The organism is Halorubrum sp. LN27 (assembly GCF_016635065.1).
GTDB lineage: Archaea > Halobacteriota > Halobacteria > Halobacteriales > Haloferacaceae > Halorubrum > Halorubrum salipaludis.
In genome coordinates this window covers 1,635,463-1,653,966 of record NZ_JAEPET010000001.1, presented here as the reverse complement: position 1 = coordinate 1,653,966, position 18,504 = coordinate 1,635,463, and the positions used below count along the sequence as shown (strand labels likewise).

Below are 18,504 nucleotides of genomic sequence, written 5' to 3'. Positions count from 1 at the left end.
CGTATCACCCTCACCCGACGTATAAAAACACGTCGCCGATCGGGGCGCTCCCCGCCGATCGAACGTCCGGGAGAGAACGGCGCGACTACCGACCCCGCAACCCCAACAGCTCCCGCGTCTCCCCGGGCGTCGCCACCGGTCGGCCCAGCTCCTCGGCGAGCCGCGCGGCCCGCGCGACGAGCCGCTCGTTGGTCGCCAGCTCCCCCTTCTCGTAGTACCTGTTGTCCTCCAGTCCGACCCGGACGTGTCCGCCGAGAAGTAGCGACTGCGTCGTCATCGGGAGCTGGTGGGGCCCGAACCCGATCACGTTGAACTCGACGCCCTCGGGGAGCGCCTCGACCCGGTTGAGCAGGTTCCGCGGGTGCGGCGGCGACGTTGTGCCGCCGCCGAACAGGAAGTTCAGGTACGGCGGATCCTCCAGGTCCTCCAGGATCGCGAGCGACTCGTTGAGGTGCCCGTCGTTGAACACCTCCAGTTCGGGCTTGATCGACCGCTCCCGCATCTCCGCGTGCAGCGACGCCACCAGCCCGCGGGTGTTCTCCGAGGTGAGCCGTTCGTACCGGTTGAGCGGGCCCATGTCGAGCGACGCCATCTCCGGCGCGGGGTCGGTCCGCAGGGGCTCGTGCCGGAGGGCGTCGGGCGCCGCGGTCCCGCCGGTCGAGTGCTGGAGCACCGCCTCGTCGGTCGCCTCGCGGACCGCGTCGGCGACCGCCTGGAAGCGCTCGGCCGAGAAGGCGCGCTCGCCGTTGTCGCGGCGCGCGTGCAGGTGGAGAACGCTCGCGCCCGCGTCCTCGCAGGCGGCCGCGGCGGCGGCGATCTCCTCGGGGGTCTCCGGGAGGTCCGGATGGGCCTCCTTCCCGTGGACGCCCCCGGTCAGCGCCGCGGTGATGATCGCCGGCTTCCCGTCGAGGTAGTCGTCGTAGGTCATCGGTCGGCGGTCTCGCTCCCGTCGGACGCACCCGGATCGACGTAGAACTCGCAGTCCGCCGCCGGATCGAGCCCGTACCGCGCGTTACAGACGTCGGCGCGCATGGGCTGGACGAACGACTCCGTTACGGTACAGAACGCGCGGGCGGTGTCGAACGACTTCCCGTCGCCCTCGGTCCGATACGCCAGGTGCGGACACGTCTCGGCCATGGCCCGTCGACGGGGCGAGGCGGCTTGAAACCACGCCCCGAAAGCTCTCCCGGAAGTCCTCCCGAAAGCCCACGAGACGCCCCGCGGTCGGTCCGGGGTGACCGACGGGATTTAACCGACCGCCCGAGAACGTGCCCGCATGGAGCCGGTCGACGACTGGCGGGCGGCGATCGCGGAGGCCGGGGAGCTCACCGGCCCGATCGCCGCGGCCGTCGTCGACGAGCACGGCGACCGCGGGAAGCGCGCCATCGAGGCGGTCGGGGAGGGACGCGTGAAGCGCTACCGGGACTTCACCGTCGTCGTCGGCCACGACGACGAGTACGTGGTCGAAGACGGGGAGTGCAACTGCGCCGACGCGACCTACAACCTCGACGCCGAGGACCCCTCCGAGCGCTGCTGGCACGCGATTGCGGTCGATGTCGCGGACGCGGTCGGCGCGGTCGACCACCACGACATGTGGTACTCGGAGGTCCGGGAGTTCCTGTGATCCGGCGCTGATCGGAGCGCGGAGAGCCGAACCAGCCGCCGTTCACCCGGATGAGACGCCGATACGCCAAAATTTCGCCCGGCCAGTCGAAAACGTTTACAACGGCGGCCGGTCTCCCCTACGGTATGGCGGACTGTCCACTCGCCGACGACTGCCCCAGTTTCGACGAACGAATCGAGGGGATGGGGTGTCAACACTACGGCAACAAGGGCGGCGCGGAGTGGTGTAACCACTACGACATGCCCATCTACGAGCTGAAACAGCAGCCGGTCCAGCCCGGCGAGGAGGTCGTCGTCGAGGTCGACGACATCCACGAGAGCGGCGCCGGCGTCGGTCGCACCGACGACGGGTTCATCGTCCTCGTCGACGGCCTACTCCCGCCGGCGCGCGCGGAGGTGCGGATCCACCGCGTGAAGTCGAGCCACGCGACCGCGCAGGACGTCGTCGAGCGCCTCCCCGACGATCCGGAGGAGGAAGCGGACGCCGACGGCGACGACGCCGACGCCGACGGGGAAGCCGGCGAAGACGACGAGGACGACGAGGGCGACCGGCGCCGCGACCGCCCCGACCGCGAGCGGCTCGGCAGCCGCGAGAACTTCTGGGGCAAGTAGGTCGCGTCCCGGGGGCGGCCCCACCCCACGGACAGTCCGGACGCTACCGATCCGCCGCCGACGCCGTCCGCTCTCCCCGTTTCGCTTTCCTCGCTTCGGCCTCGTCGCTTCGCCCGCTCCGTTTCGCTCCGCTCGGCTCCGACCGTCGCCGAAACCTCCGTTTTTTGAGCGCGCACCTCCTGACGACACGTATGGTCGCAGACGACGGGGGCCCTGGATCCGATTCCGATTCCGAGCCCGACCCCGACCCCGACCCCGACGACGTCGACGCCGACGCGCTGTTGGAGCGCGCGGGGTTCGACGCGGACGAGAGCGTCCTCACCCGCCGGCAGGCCGAGGTGCTCGCCCTCCGCGAGCGGGGGCTCCGGCAGTCCGACATCGCTGACCGGCTGGGCACGTCGCGCGCGAACGTCTCCAGCGTCGAGGCCAGCGCCCGCGACAACGTGGCGAGCGCCCGCGAGACGGTCGCGTTCGCGGAGGCGCTCGCCGCCCCGGTCCGCGTCGAGATCGAGGCCGGGACCGACCTCTACGACGCGCCGAAGCGCGTGTACGACGCCTGCGACGAGGCCGGCGTGAAGGTGAACCAGACCGCGCCCGACCTGATGAAGACCATCGGCGAGCGCGCCGGCGACGCGGTCCGGGGACGCGAGGTGCGCGACCGGCTGTTCGTCACCGTCGACGCGACGGGGACGATCCGGGTGCGACAGCCGTAGCGCGGGCGCCGCCGCGGTCCGCCAATTGTTCTACTCCTCCAGTCGCGTGTCACTCCTCCAGCCGCTCTGCCACCCCCACGAGCGTCGCGCCCGCGGTGACGGTCGCCTCGCGGGCGATCGAGTAGACGATCCCGTCGCGGTCGGCCGCGGCGGTCTGGAGCGGCTCGAAGGTGGTCGGGTCGTGGACGACGCCGAGCCGGTCGCCCGCCGCGACCTCGTCGCCGACCGACAGCCCGCGCTCCGGCGTGAACAGTCCGGAGTCCGCGGCCTCGACGCGCCCGAGGTGGTTCCGCGCGACCGTCCCGCTCCACGGCGCCGGCTCGCCCGGCAGGAGCCCCTCGTGCCGGAGCACGCCGACCATTCCGTCGACGCCGGCGTCGACCGCCTCCGGGACGACCTCGCGGCTGTGCGCGAGCTCGGGGGTGACCGTCGGGATCCCCTCGCGGGTGGCGGCGACCCGGAGCTTTCCCGCGAAGCCGCGCTCCGCCCACTCCGCGTCCGCCTCCTCGCCCGCGGCCTCCGCGAGCAGGAGGTCGGTGCCGAACGCCTCCGCGAGCCCCCGGCAGGCCGCGTCGTCGCGCATGTACACCGCGTGGGTGAGCATCGCGGGCGACCCGGTGTGGAGGTCGACGACCGCGTCCGCCGCGCCCGCGAACCGCCACAGCCGGGCCGCCATCCGCTCGTGGAGGGTCCCGTCGGCGTCGCCGGGCCAGCAGCGGTTCATGTTCGAGTGGATCGCGTCGAGCGACTCCGGCGTGGTGTACGAGACGCGGTCGAAGGTGAGCGGGTCGGCGACGGGAACCGTCACGAGGGTGCCCGCGAGACCGCCGTCGCCGAGGTCCCCTTCGGGCCCCGCATCGGTTGCGTCACCGCCGGATCCCGTGAGCCGCTCGTGGAGTCGGCGGAGCACCGCGGTCCCGTTCACCTCCCGGCCGTGTTGGGCCGCCTGCGCGTAGACGACGGGGCCGCCGTCGGCGGGCGCGTCGAGTTCGGGGCCGTCCGGCCCGTCGACGAGACGGCCCTCGCCGTAGACGTGGACGGTCGTGCGGACCGGGACCCCCGACGGGAGCCGCGCGAGGGCGAGATCGCGAGCGTCGTGCATACCGGGGCGTCGCGCCTGACGGGCTTATAAATCGGGGCGCGAGGAGGACGCCGCCAGAGTCCGGGAGTGACCGCGGACGCTAAGTCGGTGGGCCGTCGACCTCGAACCGAGATGCGGGTCACCCTCCTCGGCACCGGCGACACCACCGGGACGCCGACGGTCGGCTGCGACTGCGACACCTGCGCCGCGGCGCGCGAGCGCGGGGTGTCGCGCTCGCGGTTCTCGGTCCACGTCGCCAACGAGCGCACGGGCGAGTCGCTGCTCGTCGACTTCAGCCCCGACTTCCGGAGCCAGTTCCTCGACAACGACGTGTCGCTGCCGGACGCCGGGCTCGTGACGCACATCCACTTCGACCACCTCGACGGGCTCGGCAACGTCTACCGGCTGGTCGACGGGCTCCCGGTCCACGCCCCGTCGGAGACCGACCCCGCGACCGACGAGAGCGTCGCCGAGACGATCCGCGACAAGTACGACTACCTCGAAGACCGGATCGGCGTCCACTCCCGCGACCCGTTCGAGCCCTTCGAGACGTGCGGGCTACGGGTCCGGTTCGTCCCCGTCGACCACCCGCCGCTCCTGTGTTACGGCGTCGTCATCGAGGACCCGGAGACGGGCGGCAAACTGTCGCTCACGGGAGACACGAGCTACGACGTGCCGGAGCGCTCCCGGGAAGCGCTGTCCGATCCCGACCTCCTGCTCGCCGACGCCATCGTCCCCGCCTCGCTCTGCGAGCACCACCCGATCGGTGGGCGCCACGAGGGGCCGGACGGCGTCCCGCGCACGTTCGGCACGAAGCACATGACCCGCGAGGGCGCGCTCGCGCTCGCCGACGAGCTCGGCGCGGACCGCACCCGGCTCGTCCACCTCGCGCACTACTACCCGCCCGACGAGGCGTTCGAGGAGCCGCTCGCGGTCGACGGGGAAACCTACGAGCTGTAGCGCCGAGCGACGAACCGTGACGACGCTTTTGTCTCGCTAGCACGTAGCACGGTCGAGATGGGGACGCGACCAGCACTCGGAGACCGCCTCCGCGCCGCCCTCGACCGCTTCGAGCCGCCGCCGCGAGCGGTCGACTGGTCGCTGTTCGCGTTCGTCGTCGCGGAGGCCGCGACGGGGCTCGTCTCCTTCACCGTGGGGGTTCCCGAGGGGTGGCCCCTCTTCTGGCTCCATCGAGCGCTCGGCGTCGGGATCGTCGCGCTGCTCGCGTGGAAGCTCGCGCGGGTCCGCCGGCGGCTCACTGATCCCGGTCGCTGGCGGCGGTCGACCGCGCTCTCCGTCCTCACGCTCCTCGCCGCGCTGGGTGCGCTCGCGACCGGGATCGCGTGGGTGTTCGGGCTCGACGTGCGCATCTCCTACTGGACGCTGCTCTCCGTCCACGTCGGCTTCGGGCTCGCCCTGGTCCCGCTCGTGGCCGCGCACGCGACGACCCGGTTCCGGCTCCCGCACCGCGTCGACTTCGAGCGCCGCCGGACCGCGCTCCGGTACACGGTCCTGCTGGCCGCCGGCGGCGCGGCGTACCGGCTCCAACAGGGGGTCAACGACGCCCTCGACACCGCCGGCGCCGACCGGCGGTTCACCGGCTCGCAGCCGCGAGGGGGCGAGGGGAACGCCGCCTTCCCGATCACCTCGTGGGTCGCCGACGACCCCGACCCGATCGACCGCGACGACTACCGGCTGCGGGTCGGAGGGCTCGTGCGCGACCCCGTCGAGCTGACCGCCGACGAGCTCGCGGCGGGCCACGAGACGGAGGCCCTGCTCGACTGCACCAGCGGCTGGTACACGGTCCAAGAGTGGGGAGGGATCCGGGTCGGCGACTTGTTGGACGCGGCCGGCGGCGTCGAGTCCGGAGCGGGCATCGACGCCAGCCCGACCGACCGCGACCCCGCCTACGTCCGGTTCACCTCGGTCACCGGCTACCGATGGAGCCTGCCGATCGACGAGGCCCAGGACGCGCTGCTCGCGACGCACGTCGGCGGCGAGCGGCTCTCGCACGGCCACGGCGCGCCCGCCCGGCTCGTCGCCCCCGACCGCCGCGGCTTCCAGTGGGTGAAGTGGGTGACGCGCGTGGAGGTCAGATCAGAGTACGACCTCGGGCAGTGGGTCGTGACGCTGGTGAGCGGGGTCGAGTAGTCGGGCCGTGCGGCGAGTCGGCCGCAGCGGCGCGTCACTCGTACTCGCTCCCGACGACCTCGCGGATGCGCTCGGCGGTCACCGGGCCTACGCCGTCGACCTCCAGCAAGTCGTCCTCGGGCGCGGTCATCACCGCCTCCACGGTGCCGAAGTGTTCGAGGAGGGTGCGCGCCGTGACCGGCCCGATGTCGGCGATGGAGGAGACGACGTACTCCTGCTGTTCCGCGCGGGTCTTCGTCGTCTTCTCGCCGTGGACGCTCACCTCGCGGTCGCGCGTCTCCTGCTCGCGCTTGGCGATCGTCGCGAGCAGCTCGGTGGTGTCGTCCTCGCCCTCGGTCCGGAGGACGCTCACGTCGAAGTCGACCGCGAGCGACGCGAGCGCGCCGCGGATCGCGTTGGGGTCGATGTCGCGCTGGCCGTAGAGGTTCGTCCCCTCGACGACCATCACGGGACGGGCGTACGCCCGCGAGAGCTCGCCGATCTGCTCGAACATCGACCGGTCCGAGTCGAGCATCGAGTCGACGAAGTCCGCCGCCGACTTGCGCTCGACCGCGACCCGGTCGGAGAGGACGTAGTCGCCGACCGCGAGCGTCTCCAGCCGGGTGACGAGCCCGTCGCGCGTCGAGAGGTCCTTCGCGATCGAGGAGTCGAGCTCGCGCTGGTCGACGACGACCTCGACGCCCTCGTCGACGCCGGCGGTGGCGACGACGGCGTCGTCGTCGGCTCTCGCACCCTCCTCGGTCGCCTCCTCCCCGTCGGTCGCCTTGCTCTCGCCGGCGCCCTCCTCGCCGGCTCGCGCTTCCTCGGCGAAGTCGGTGAGTCCGGCGTCGGCGTTCTCGCCGTCATCGACATCGTCGTCGCTGTCGTCGCTGTCGACGCGTTCGCCCGCGCCATCGTCGGCTTCCGGCTCGGAACCCTTCCCCGAAGATCCCCCCGAGAACGCGTCGAGTCCCGCCTGCCCGTCGTCGCCGACGGTCTCCTCGATGTCGTCGGTGGCCTCCTTCAGCTCGGCGAGCTGGCTGGCCATCTTCTTCTCGCGGCGCCGCGAGATCCAGAAGAACGCCTCGTCGCGGGTGTCCTCGGCCATCAGGACGACCACCTTCCCCTCGGCCTGCCGGCCGGTCCGCCCCTTACGCTGGATCGAGCGGATCGCGGTCGGGACGGGCTCGTAGAAACAGACGAGGTCGACCTCGGGCACGTCGAGCCCCTCCTCGGCGACGCTCGTGGAGACGAGCACCTCGAACTCGCCGGCCTTGAACTCGTCGAGCGTCTCCTGCTGCTGCTTCTGGCTCATCCCGTCGGAGCCGTCCTTGTCGCCCTGCCCGACGAACTTGCGCACGTCGAAGCTGGCCGAGAGGAACTCCACGAGCGCCTCCGCGGTGTCGCGCGACTCCGTGAACAGGATGGCGCGCTCGCCCTCGTTGATTCCGAGGGTCTCCGCCAGCAGGATCCGGGCCTTCGAGAACTTCGGGTGGAGCCCGTCGAACGACTCCGCCTTCCGCATCGCCTCTCGGACTTTGGGGTCCGCGACCATCCGCTGGCTCGCCTTCGACGCGCCCGACGACCTGGCCGCCTCGCGCTGGCGCTCGAAGTAGCGCCGGACGGACTCGACCGACTGGGTCTCGACCAGCTCGGTCGCGCGCCGGAGCTTCATCACCTCGGCGTGGGTGCTCATCCCCTTGTACCCCTCCGACTGGTCGTTGTCCATCATCTGTTTCAGCTGCCCCCGCATCTTGTTGAGGTCCTTCTGCGAGAGGTCGGGGTTCGTCGTGTTCGTCACGCCCAGCGACTTCAGCTTCTCCAGCCGGTCGGTGATCACCTCGTTGAGCGCGTCGCGGATCGCCAGCACCTCGTCGGGGAGGGTGACCTGCTCCCACTGCACGTCGGTGTCGTGGGTGTACTCGTCGACGTCGGCGTCCTCCTCGGTCATCACCTCGACGTTGACCAGCCCGAGGTTCTCACAGACCGTCTCGATCTCCTCGGTGTCGCCTCCCGGCGAGGCGGACATCCCCGTGACGAGCGGGTCGGCCGCGTCGGCGTGGTAGCGCTCCGCGATGTACACGTACGCGTAGTCGCCGGTCGCGCGGTGGCACTCGTCGAAGGTGCAGTGCGTCACGTCGCGCAGCGAGATCCGGTTGCCGACGAGGTCGTTCTCGACGACCTGCGGGGTCGCGATCACGATCCGGGCGTCGTCCCACAGCGCGGCGCGGTCGTCCGGCTTCACGTCGCCGGTGAACACGACGATCTCGTCGTCCGGAATCTCCAGCGCCTCGCGGTAGAAATCCGCGTGCTGCTGAACGAGGGGCTTGGTAGGGGCCAGAAAGAGGGCCTTCCCGCCCGCCTCGTGGAGCCGTTCGGCGGTGACGAGCAGGCTGACCGTCGTCTTGCCGAGGCCGGTCGGGAGACAGACGAGGGTGTGTTCGTCGGCGGCGGCGTCCGCCAGCTGGAGCTGGTAGCGACGCTCCTGGAGGAAGTCGTCGACGAGCAGGGGTCTGTCGATACCGGCGGCCTCGGTCGCCATCGGCGGCCCTTGGCCGGCACCGGCCTAAAGCCTTCGCGAAGCGGGGTGAAAGTTATCGCTCGCCGGAACACTCCTCTCGGAGCTCCTCCGGCACGTCCTCGTCGACCAGCTCCGCCCACTCGGCGAGCCGGTCTCCGGATGGGGTCTGCGCACTCATCACGCGACGGATCTCAGTGGTACGTATTAACACTTACCCCGATTCCAGCCGCGTCGGCATCGGTTGGCCGTCGACTCACCCCGGAGCCGACTCGCACGCCTTTTACCGCTCACGCGCCTCGGGCCGGCATGAGCAACCTCGACGAGTTCCTCGCGGGCGAGCGGCTCGACGACGTGGTCTTCTACCTGAGCGACGCGTACCTCGACGACGACTCCCGGCTCCGCAACGTCGGCACCGAGACGGACGGCGGCGTCCGGCTGATCCTCGACGGCGAGACGGGTCGGTCCGCGTTCGAGGCCGGCACGGGCATGGGCGCCATGGAGTTCGCGAAGACGGCGATGGGTGCGGAGGGCGAGATCGCCCGCACCCTCGACGGCGGGGCCTGTCCCTTCGCCGAGGAGGCCCCCGACGACGAGCACGCGGTCCGGTTCGTCTTCGCGTTCGCGGAGGCGCAAAACGACGAGGTCGGCGGCCTCTACGCCGAGGGCGACGTGGTCCACGCGTACGCCCACTGCACCTGCGGCGAGAGCTACTCGCACAAGTGGGTCGTCGGCGACCGCGACGACTGAGCCGCGGGTCCGGCGGCGGGCGCCTACTCCCCGTCTGGCGCGTCCGACTCCGGCACCGACCCCTCGACCAGCGACTGGTCGGCGTATCGCTCCCGGAGGTCCTTCTTCGAGAACTTCCCGGTGGCGGTCTTGGGCACCTCGTCGATGAACTCCACCGCGTCAGGCACCCACCACTTCGGGTACTCCTCGCGGAGCCCGGTCTCGATCCGGTCGACGAGTTCCTCGCGGTCGACCCCCTCGGCGACGACGACGAACGCCACGGGGCGTTCCTGCCAGCGCTCATGGGGTACGCCGACCACGGCCGCCTCGCTGACGCCGTCGTAGGCCATGATCGCGTTCTCCAACTCGACGCTGGATATCCACTCGCCCCCCGATTTGATCACGTCTTTCGTCCGGTCGACGAGCTGCATGTAGCCGTCCTCGTCGACGGTGACCACGTCGCCCGTCTTCAGCCAGCCGTCGACGAACTCCCCCTCGTTGGCCTCCGGGCGCTTGAAGTACTCCTTCGTGACCCACGGGCCGCGGACGCGGAGCTCACCGAAGTCCTCGCCGTTCCACGGCACTTCCTCGCCGTTCTCGTCGATCACCTCGAACTCCAGTCCGGGGGCGACGAGCCCCTGTTTCGCCCGCTTGTTCACCTGCGTCTCGTAGTCGGCGTCCCGAAGGTCGCTCTTGAGGTGCGAGACGGTGCCGATCGGCGACAGCTCGGTCATCCCCCACGCGTGGAGCACCTCGACGCCGCGGTCGTCGTACCACTCGATCAGCGCCTGCGGCGCGGCCGCGCCGCCGACGATGACGGTGTCGAGCGTCGAGAGGTCCACGTCGTTCCCCTCCTCGATGTACTCGCGCAGGCCGAGCCACACCGTCGGCACGCCCGCGGAGACCGTCACGCCCTCCTCCTCGATGAGGGCGGCGAGGTCGGCCGGCTCCGGCGATGGCCCGGGGTAGACATGTTTCGCGCCCGCCGCGGTCGCGGTGAACGGCATCCCCCACGCGTTCACGTGGAACATGGGGACGACGGGCATGATCACGTCGGAGTCCTCCATCGGGATCCCCTGGGGCGTCTGGGAGGCCATCGTGTGGCTCCACAGCATCGAGTGGGTGTACTCGACGCCCTTCGGCTTCCCCGTCGTGCCGGAGGTGTAACAGAGTCCGGCGGGCCGGTCGCCGTTGAGGTCGGGCCAGTCGTAGTCGGTCGGCTGTCCCGCGACGAACTCCTCGTAGGGGGTCGCGTCGAGCGCGTCGATCTCCTCGGAGCCCATGACGACGAAGTCGACGCCCTCGAACTCCGCGGCCCCCTCGGCGGCGCCGGCGAGTTTCGGCGCCAGCGACGGGTCGACGAAGACGATTTCGTCGTCGGCGTCGTCGACGATGTACCGGATGTGCTCGTCCGGCAGGAGCGGGTTGATCGTGTGGAGCTGCGCGCCGGTGTTCGGGACGCCGAAGTACGTCTCGAAGTGCCGGGTGTGGTTCCAGCAGAACGTCGCGACCCGGTCGCCGCGCTCGATCCCGTGCTCCGCTAAGGCGTTCGCGAGCCGGGCCGTGCGGTCGGCGTACTCTGAATAGGTGTGTCGCGTGCGTCCCTCGTGAGTCCGGGAGACGATCTCGGTGTCCGGATACAGTCGTTCGGCGCGCCACAGGAACGGTCGGAGCGTCTGGGAGTGTCCGCCGGGCATACCTCTCACACCACGCGAGCGCGTACCATGAACGTTCTCATGGTCGATCGTGATAAATTTTGGAGAACGATCGCGGCGTTTCCGAGACGGAGAGTGGGAGTGCCTTCGGCGGAAAGCCGACGGTCAATCCTCGAACAGCCGACGGGTCACCCCCGAAACAGGCTCGCGTGGACCGGCGCGTGGTCGGGTTCGGGTCGGGCGGACTCGTCGCCCCCGCCCCCGCCGTCGGAGACCGCGCGGCCGGCGGTGCCCTCCGCGAGGAAGTCGCGGAGCGGCGGGCCGACGTGCTCGGGTTCGACGAGGAACGCGTCGTGGCCGTGGTCGGAGTCGATCACGTGGTGCGCGACCGGCGCGTCGCCGGCGCGGAACGCGTCGGCGAGCGACGACGACTGCTCGACGGTGAAGTGCCAGTCGGCGGTGAAGCTCAACAGGAGCGCCTCGCCCTCGAAGGCCGCGAGCGCGTCGGCGTCGGTGCCGTGGCCCGCGGAGAGGTCGTACTCGTCCATCGCGCGCGTGAGGTAGAGGTAGCTGTTCGCGTCGAACCGGTCGCTGAACCCCTCCGCCTGGTAGTCGAGGTACGACTCCACCTCCCGGTACGGGAAGAAGGCCGCCGTCGGCTCCGGCGGAAGCCCGAGGTCGCCCTCCTCGCGGGTCAGCGAGTCGCGGCCCGCCGAGCGCCGCCCGAACTTGCGCTCCATCGACGCCTTCGAGAGGTACATGATGTGGCCGATCTGACGGGCCAGGGCGAGCCCCTCGTCGGGGCCGGGCCGCCCCTCGCCGTAGTAGTTCCCCCCGTTCCAGTTCGGGTCCGCGCGGATCGCCCGCCGGGCGACCGCGTCGAGCGCGAGGCACTGGGCGTCGAGGCGGCCGGCCGTCGCGATGGCGACCACGCGGTCGACGTCGTCCGGGTAGCGCTTCGCCCACTCCAGGGCGTTCATCCCGCCGACGCTCCCGCCGACGACGGCGCGGAGCCGCCCCACGCCGAGGTGGTCCAGCAGCCGGCGCTGCGCGCGGGCCCAGTCCTCGACCTGCACCGGCGGGAACGCGGTCCCCCACCGGTCGTGGTCGGGGTCGTCGGGGTGATCGAGGTCGGCGGGGCGCTCGCTCGCCGGGCCCGTGGTGCCGTAACAGGAACCGGGGACGTTCGCGCAGACGACGTAGTACTCGGTGGTGTCGATCGCCTTCCCCGGCCCGACGATGTCGTCCCACCACGCGCGGGCCTGCCCGGCCTGCCCGGCGCCGCGGGTCTCCTCCTCGCGCTCCGGCGCGGGCGACCGGGCGACGTTCTGGCTGCCGGTGAGCGCGTGACACACAAGCACCACGTTGTCGCCGTCGAACTCGCCGTGGGTCTCGTAGGCGACCTCCAGGTCCGGGACCGACTGGCCGCACTCGAAGACGAACTCCCCGAGCGAGGCGACGCCGTGGTCGGCCGGGACGGTGCTCACGGCGTCACACCTCCGAGTCGGTCGCGTCGGTATCGGTCGCGTCGGTATCGGTCGCGTCGGACCCGTTCGCGGCGCGCTCGCCGGCCGCGAGCCCCCGATCGAGGTCGGCTATCACGTCGTCCGCGCCCTCGATCCCGACGGAGAGGCGGAGCATCTCCGGGTAGACGCCGGCGAGGCGCTGTTGGGTCTCGTCCATCTGCGCGTGAGTGGTCGAGGCCGGGTGGATGACGAGCGTCTTCGCGTCGCCGATGTTCGCGAGGAAGCTCGTCAGGTCGACGGCCTCGCAGAACGTCTTGGCGGCCTCGAAGCCGCCGTCGACCCCGAAGGTGACCATCCCGCCGTAGCCGTCGAGGTACTCGGCGGCGTTGTCGTGGCTCTGGTGGTCCTCGAAACCGGGGTACGCCACCCAGTCGACGCGGTCGTCGTCCCGGAGGAACTCCGCGACGGCCCGGGCGTTGTCGCAGTGGCGCTCCATCCGGAGCGGGAGCGTGTTGAGCCCCTGGATCGTCTGCCACGCGTCGAAGGGGGACTGCTGGCCGCCCGTCGGTCGCACCCCGCGCTGGCGGGCGACGTTGGCGAAGGCGGCGTCGCCGAACTGCTCGACGAAGTCGATCGGGAACGCGGGCGACTCGCCGTCCAGCTCGTCGTAGTCGGCGTCGGGGTGGTCCCACGGGAACTGCCCCCCGTCGACGACGACGCCGCCGACGGTGGTGCCGTTGCCCGTGATCCACTTCGTCGTCGACTCCCAGACGATGTCGGCGCCGTGCTCGAACGGCCGGCAGAGGTAGGGGGTCGCGAACGTGTTGTCGACCACGAGCGGGACCGCGTGGTCGTGGGCGATCTCCGCGAGCCGCTCGAAGTCGGGCGTGACGAGCGAGGGGTTCGCGACCGTCTCGACGTGGACGAACGCGGTGTCGTCGTCTATCGCGTCCGCGTACGCCTCGTAGTCGAGCGTGTCGACGAGCCGCGCCTCGACCCCGCGGCGGCTCGCGATGCTCGTGAGGTACGCGGCCGTCCCGCCGTACATCTCGGAGCTGGCGACGACGTTGTCGCCCGCGCTCGCGAGCACGGTGGCGATCGCGTCGAGGGCGGCCATCCCCGAGCCGGTCGCGACGGCGTCGGAGCCGCCCGACAGGTCAGCGATGCGGTCCTCTAAGACGTTCACGGTCGGGTTGGAGAGCCGGGAGTAGATGTGGCCCTCCGCCCGGAGCGCGTACATCTCCGCCGCCGTGTCCGCGTCGTCGAAGACGAAGGAGGTCGTCTGGTGGATCGGGGTCGCGCGCGACCCGGTCGCCGGGTCGGCCGCGGCGCCGGCGTGGAGACTCCGGGTGTTGAACCCACGTGTCATGTGTGTAGTGCATATATCTACAAATATCTATAACCCTCAGTTACGGCAAGTGATGCCCCTGCCTGTGTCGAAGCGGCGATGGCGACCCGGACGCCGTCGTCCCCGGCCGACCGAAGCGTGAGTTTATCCCCGATCGCGAGCCAACGCTCGGTAATGGCTGTCGCCGATCCCCCCGTGCCGGAACTCGCCGCGCGCGCGAGCGCCTGCGCCGACCGGCTCCGCGCCGCGGACCGCGTGCTGCTCGCGTCCCACATCGACGCCGACGGACTCACCAGCGGCGCGATCGCGTCGACGGCGCTCGAACGGGCCGGGATCGACCACGAGGTCGTCTTCGAGAAACAGCTCGACGCCGAGTCGATCGCCGGGATCGCGGCCCGCGAGTTCGACGTGGTGCTGTTCACCGACTTCGGCTCCGGCCAGCTCGACGTGATCGGCGAGCACGAGGACCGGGGCGACTTCGTCCCCGTGATCGCCGACCACCACCAGCCGGCCGACCGCGAGACGGAGTTCCACCTCAACCCGCTGCTGGAGGGGATCAACGGGGCGAGCGAGCTGTCTGGCGCGGGCGCGAGCTACGTCCTCGCCCGCGCGCTGGAGGGGTCGGACGGCGACAACCGCGACCTCGCCGCGCTGGCGGTCGTCGGCGCCGTCGGCGACATGCAGGACTCCGACGGCGGGCTCGTCGGCGCCAACGAGGCGGTCGTCGCCGACGGCGTCGACGCCGGCGTCATCGAGACGAAAACGGACCTCGACCTGTACGGCAGACAGACCCGGCCTCTGCCGAAGCTGTTGGAGTACGCCTCGGACGTGAAGATCCCGGGCGTCTCGAACGACGAGGCGGGCGCGATCTCCTTTCTGTCCGACCTCGACATCGACGTGAAACGCGACGGGGAGTGGCGGCGCTGGGTCGACCTCGACGGCGAGGAGCGACAGGTCCTCGCGTCCGCGCTGATGCGCCGCGCGGTCGCCTCCGGCGTTCCCGCCGACCGGATCGAGGCGCTGGTCGGCACCTCCTACACCCTCGTCGACGAGGAGCCCGGCACCGAGCTGCGGGACGTGAGCGAGTTCTCCACCCTCCTCAACGCCACCGCCCGGTACGAGCGGGCGGACGTGGGACTGGCGGTGTGTCTCGGCGACCGCGGCGACGCGCTCGCGGAGGCGCGCCGGCTCCTCCGCAACCACCGGAAGAACCTCTCCGAGGGGCTCCAGTGGGTAAAAACCGAGGGCGTCACCGACGAGGAGCACCTCCAGTGGTTCGACGCCGGCTCGCGGATCCGCGAGACGATCGTCGGCATCATCGCCGGGATGGCGATCGGCTCGCCGGCAGTCGACCGCTCGAAGCCCGTGATCGCGTTCGCCGAGGAGAGCGCGGAGGAACTGAAGGTGTCCTCGCGGGGATCCCACGCCCTCGTGCGGCGGGGACTCGACCTCTCGGCGGTGATGCGAGAGGCGAGTCAGGCGGTCGGCGGCGACGGCGGCGGCCACGACGTGGCCGCGGGCGCGACGATCCCGGTCGGCGAGCGCGACGCGTTCCTCGCCGAGGCGGACCGGCTGGTCGGCGAACAGCTCTCGTAGGGGACGGTCCCGGCGGCCGGCGTTTCGATCGGAGGCCGTCAGTCGTCGGCGTACAGCGAGCTGAGGACGAAGTCGTCGATCGCCGCGCGGGCCTCCTCCGGTGCGTCCGTGTGCCCCAATGCCATCCGGCGGCCCCGGGCGGCGTGGATGACGTCGGTGATGAGCTGTCCCATCCGCTCGGCGTCGACGGGTTCGAACACCCCCTGTTCGATCCCGTCCTCAACGACGTCGACGATGCTCCCGCGGACGCGGTCGTAGTGCTCGTCGAAGATCTCCCGGTGGTCGCCGTCGTTTTGCGCGTGCGTGTACAGCTCGTGGTACACCTTCATGCGCTCCCAGTGGCCGAACTCCTCGAACTCGGGGCCGAAGAGACACTGGTCGATCCGGGCGTCGAGCTCGGCGCGGGGGTCGTCGGTCTCGTCCACTTCCACGCTCCCCTCGTACTGATCGATGACGTACTCCAGGAACGCGGACAGCAGGTCGTACTTGCCGTCGAAGTGGTAGTGGATCACCTGCCGCGTCAGGTCCATCTCCTCGCCGATGTCGCGCATCCGGAGGTCCGTGTACCCGTGCTTGCTCAGCGCACGGAACGTGGCCTCCATGATCACCTCCTCGGTGTCCTTGGAGGAGACCGTCTCGCGGGATTCGCTCATACGGTCCCCTCCGGCGGTGAGGTACATAAGCGATCCCTCCGGACCCGACTTTACCATGCAGTAAATTTTTAACCTCATGGTCAAACGGTACAGTCACGCATGACACGAAAGATCATACAGGACGGGATGGTTCTCTCTCTCGACCCCGACATCGGCGATCTGGAGGAGGCGGACGTGCTGATCGAGGACGGAGAGATCGTCGAGGTCGGTCACGGGCTCTCGACCGAGAACGCCGAGGTCATCGACGCGTCCGGCCAGATCGTCGTCCCCGGCTTCGTCGACTCGCACATTCACCTCGCGCAGACGCAGGTCCGGGGCATCGCCGGCGACTGGTCGCTGATGAACGAGTACTTCGACCACATGCTCGGCAACATCACCGGGCTCTACCGGCCCGAGGACATGTACCTCGGCGGCCTCTTCGGCGCCTTCGAGAAGCTCCACACGGGGACCACCACGGCCCTGGACTGGTCGTACCCCAACACGCTCGAACACGGCGAACGCGCCGTCGACGCGCTGAAAGACGCCGGACTGCGTGCGGTGTACACCTACGGGCCGCCGGGCGACGACTCGGCGAAGTGGTGGTACGAGAGCGACGTGGGGCTCCCCGAGGAGAACATTCGCGCACTCCACGAGGGGAAGATCCGCGACGACGACCTGCTCAGCCTCGCGCTCGGCCTCCGCGGCCCGGACTTCTGTACCGACGAGACCGCCCTGGCCGACCTGGAGCTGGCGCGCGATCTGGGGGCGCTCTCGACGATCCACATGGGCGCCGCGCTGTGGCCGTCCTCGGAGTACGGCGGCGACTACCAGGGCTTCGGCTGTCTCGAAGACGAACTCGGCCCCGACGTCAACGTCGCCCACGGCAACCACTTCTCACAGGAGGACATCGACCACGCCGTCGAGCAGGGGGTCTCCTTCTCGTCGACGCCGGAGGTCGAGATGCAGATGGGCCACGGCATCCCCGTCACCGGGAAGGTGCTCGAGGCGGGCGGTCGCCCGTCGTGGGGCGTCGACGTCTGCTCGAACGTCAGCGGTGACATGGGGAGCCAGATGCGGATCGGGATGCAGCTCCAGCGCATGTTCGACAACCAGGCCGTCTTAGAGGGCCACGAGGAGGTCACCGAGGTGAGCATCGCCGCGCGCGACACCCTCGAAATGGCCACTATCGAGGGCGCGAAGGCGCTCGGACTGGCAGACGAGATCGGGACGATCACTCCCGGGAAGCGCGCCGACCTCGTCTGCTTCGACGCGGACGACTTCCTGACGGCCCCCTCGCACTCGCCGGTCGAGACCGTCGTGTTCCAGACCGACACCTCGCACATCGACACCGTCCTCGTCGACGGCGAGGTCGTCAAGCGCGACGGCGAACTGACGAACCCGAAGGTCCGCGAGGAATTCGACCGGTTCGTCGCCTCCGGCGAGCGCCTGATCGACGAGGCCGGGATCGACCTGTAGGCCCGCCGATCTGAGCCGCGATCCGCGGGCGAATCGGACGACAGGCGTTTTACGGTCCGGTAAAACTTTAGCCACCTCGGGCACACGTACGGGTGTATGATACTCTTAGACGGAACGGATAGCGAATCGTACCGGGGCGGGCTCGCCGCGAATCCCGACGGCATCGAGGTGGTGTCGGCGTGAGCGACGTGGAGTCGGCCGACGAGCCCGAGTCGGCCGCCGACGCGACCGCGGGCGGCGATCCGCCGTCGGCGATCGGCCGCGCGCTGTACGGCGGGGTGCTCGCGTACATGGCGGTGGACGGGTTCAAGAACAACGACAAGCGGGTCGAGGTGGCCGAAGAGAAGGGCGTGCCGATGCCGGACCTGCTCGTCCCGTTCGTTACCGGGATGCTGTTCGTCGCCAACCTCGGCGTCGTGTTCTGGAAGTTGCCCCGAGTATCGGCCGGCGCGCTCGTCACGTTCTTCCTCGGCACCACCCCCGCGATCCACAATTTTTGGACGATGGAGGGGAAAGAGCGCCACGACAACAAGATCAACTTCCTGAAAAACCTCGCGCTGCTCGGCGGCGCGATCACCTATCTCGACGCCGCCGACAGCGACGAGTAGTCCGCTGAGGTCCGTCGTTCCGTCCCGATCAGTGAAATCGGGTTCTACCGGAAAGCCGGGTCTTGATCAACGGCGGGAGTAGGGATACCGAGGCGGTGGTTCGGGCGTTTATAAGGATCCGGGTGGCGTTGCTGTCGGGTCCTTATAACCAGTCAGTAGCGTTGCGGCGAGCACTTCCAACCCCCCAGTCGCTCGGCTGTACGATGTTGTTTATAAACAGCTGATCGACACGGACGGTTCCAAAGCCCCAGTCGCGAGGCGGGCGCACGCTCGCTGCGGTCCGCAGTCGCTCACTCCGTTCGCTCCTTGCGGTCCTT

The 18,504-nt window shown here is 70.3% G+C and carries 17 protein-coding genes; 9 read left to right on the top strand and 8 right to left on the bottom strand.

Going from position 1 to position 18,504, the window contains the following annotated elements; genetic code table 11:
- Positions 1-85: 85 nt before the first annotated feature.
- A complete protein-coding gene (locus JIN95_RS08115; protein ID WP_200531057.1) occupies positions 86-928 on the bottom strand; it encodes a 3-keto-5-aminohexanoate cleavage protein in 843 nt (280 codons plus the stop codon).
- Positions 925-1,137 (bottom strand): hypothetical protein, encoded by a 213-nt coding sequence (locus JIN95_RS08110; RefSeq protein ID WP_095638203.1) that lies wholly within the window; start codon positions 1,135-1,137, stop codon positions 925-927. Before JIN95_RS08110 ends, JIN95_RS08115 begins: the two co-directional genes overlap by 4 nt.
- Positions 1,138-1,276: 139 nt before the next feature.
- Between JIN95_RS08110 and JIN95_RS08105 the strand changes: the two genes are divergently transcribed.
- The 3 genes from JIN95_RS08105 (at position 1,277) to JIN95_RS08095 (ending at position 2,948) form a co-directional block, all read left to right on the top strand.
- The gene (locus JIN95_RS08105) at positions 1,277-1,624 is read left to right on the top strand and encodes a hypothetical protein (protein WP_095638204.1); all 348 of its coding nucleotides are present in this window, start codon (positions 1,277-1,279) and stop codon (positions 1,622-1,624) included.
- Positions 1,625-1,749: 125 nt separating this feature from the next.
- Entirely contained in the window at positions 1,750-2,235 is a 486-nt protein-coding gene (locus JIN95_RS08100; RefSeq protein WP_200531056.1) for a TRAM domain-containing protein, read from the top strand.
- Positions 2,236-2,426: 191 nt separating this feature from the next.
- Positions 2,427-2,948 (top strand): Tfx family DNA-binding protein, encoded by a 522-nt coding sequence (locus JIN95_RS08095; RefSeq protein WP_200531055.1) that lies wholly within the window; start codon positions 2,427-2,429, stop codon positions 2,946-2,948.
- A gap of 49 nt (positions 2,949-2,997) precedes the next feature.
- Here JIN95_RS08095 and JIN95_RS08090 read toward each other — a convergent pair whose 3' ends face one another.
- Positions 2,998-4,050 (bottom strand): succinylglutamate desuccinylase/aspartoacylase family protein, encoded by a 1,053-nt coding sequence (locus JIN95_RS08090; protein ID WP_200531054.1) that lies wholly within the window; start codon positions 4,048-4,050, stop codon positions 2,998-3,000.
- Positions 4,051-4,161: 111 nt separating this feature from the next.
- Here JIN95_RS08090 and JIN95_RS08085 point away from each other — a divergent pair, with 111 nt between their 5' ends.
- Together JIN95_RS08085 and JIN95_RS08080 are read left to right on the top strand one after the other, a co-directional pair.
- Positions 4,162-4,989 carry an MBL fold metallo-hydrolase gene (locus tag JIN95_RS08085; protein ID WP_200531053.1) on the top strand — a complete coding sequence of 276 codons (828 nt, stop codon included), beginning with the start codon at positions 4,162-4,164 and terminating at the stop codon, positions 4,987-4,989.
- Between the two features lie 57 nt (positions 4,990-5,046).
- Positions 5,047-6,180 (top strand): molybdopterin-dependent oxidoreductase, encoded by a 1,134-nt coding sequence (locus tag JIN95_RS08080; protein ID WP_200531052.1) that lies wholly within the window; start codon positions 5,047-5,049, stop codon positions 6,178-6,180.
- A gap of 34 nt (positions 6,181-6,214) precedes the next feature.
- On the opposite strand, the gene JIN95_RS08075 is transcribed toward JIN95_RS08080, so the two are convergent.
- Positions 6,215-8,701 carry a DEAD/DEAH box helicase gene (locus JIN95_RS08075; protein WP_200531051.1) on the bottom strand — a complete coding sequence of 829 codons (2,487 nt, stop codon included), beginning with the start codon at positions 8,699-8,701 and terminating at the stop codon, positions 6,215-6,217.
- A 285-nt stretch (positions 8,702-8,986) separates the two neighbouring features.
- Here JIN95_RS08075 and JIN95_RS08070 point away from each other — a divergent pair, with 285 nt between their 5' ends.
- The gene (locus tag JIN95_RS08070) at positions 8,987-9,427 is read left to right on the top strand and encodes a DUF5807 family protein (RefSeq protein WP_095638211.1); all 441 of its coding nucleotides are present in this window, start codon (positions 8,987-8,989) and stop codon (positions 9,425-9,427) included.
- A 23-nt stretch (positions 9,428-9,450) separates the two neighbouring features.
- Here JIN95_RS08070 and JIN95_RS08065 read toward each other — a convergent pair whose 3' ends face one another.
- The 3 genes from JIN95_RS08065 to JIN95_RS08055 all read right to left on the bottom strand — a co-directional run bounded on the left by JIN95_RS08065 (position 9,451) and on the right by JIN95_RS08055 (position 13,896).
- A complete protein-coding gene (locus JIN95_RS08065; RefSeq protein ID WP_095638212.1) occupies positions 9,451-11,103 on the bottom strand; it encodes a long-chain fatty acid--CoA ligase in 1,653 nt (550 codons plus the stop codon).
- 146 nt (positions 11,104-11,249) lie between these two features.
- Positions 11,250-12,548, bottom strand: a complete 1,299-nt coding sequence (gene metX, locus JIN95_RS08060) for a homoserine O-acetyltransferase (protein ID WP_200531050.1) — start codon at positions 12,546-12,548, stop codon at positions 11,250-11,252.
- A gap of 4 nt (positions 12,549-12,552) precedes the next feature.
- Positions 12,553-13,896, bottom strand: a complete 1,344-nt coding sequence (locus JIN95_RS08055; protein ID WP_200531049.1) for an aminotransferase class I/II-fold pyridoxal phosphate-dependent enzyme — start codon at positions 13,894-13,896, stop codon at positions 12,553-12,555.
- A 153-nt stretch (positions 13,897-14,049) separates the two neighbouring features.
- Between JIN95_RS08055 and JIN95_RS08050 the strand changes: the two genes are divergently transcribed.
- Positions 14,050-15,471 (top strand): DHH family phosphoesterase, encoded by a 1,422-nt coding sequence (locus JIN95_RS08050; RefSeq protein ID WP_200531048.1) that lies wholly within the window; start codon positions 14,050-14,052, stop codon positions 15,469-15,471.
- 38 nt (positions 15,472-15,509) lie between these two features.
- Here JIN95_RS08050 and JIN95_RS08045 read toward each other — a convergent pair whose 3' ends face one another.
- Positions 15,510-16,124, bottom strand: coding sequence for a TetR/AcrR family transcriptional regulator (locus JIN95_RS08045; RefSeq protein ID WP_095638216.1), 615 nt, complete (start codon positions 16,122-16,124; stop codon positions 15,510-15,512).
- A gap of 99 nt (positions 16,125-16,223) precedes the next feature.
- Between JIN95_RS08045 and JIN95_RS08040 the strand changes: the two genes are divergently transcribed.
- Together JIN95_RS08040 and JIN95_RS08035 are read left to right on the top strand one after the other, a co-directional pair.
- A complete protein-coding gene (locus tag JIN95_RS08040; protein WP_200531047.1) occupies positions 16,224-17,579 on the top strand; it encodes an amidohydrolase family protein in 1,356 nt (451 codons plus the stop codon).
- Positions 17,580-17,767: 188 nt separating this feature from the next.
- Entirely contained in the window at positions 17,768-18,187 is a 420-nt protein-coding gene (locus JIN95_RS08035) for a DoxX family protein (protein ID WP_200532125.1), read from the top strand.
- Positions 18,188-18,504: the final 317 nt, after the last annotated feature.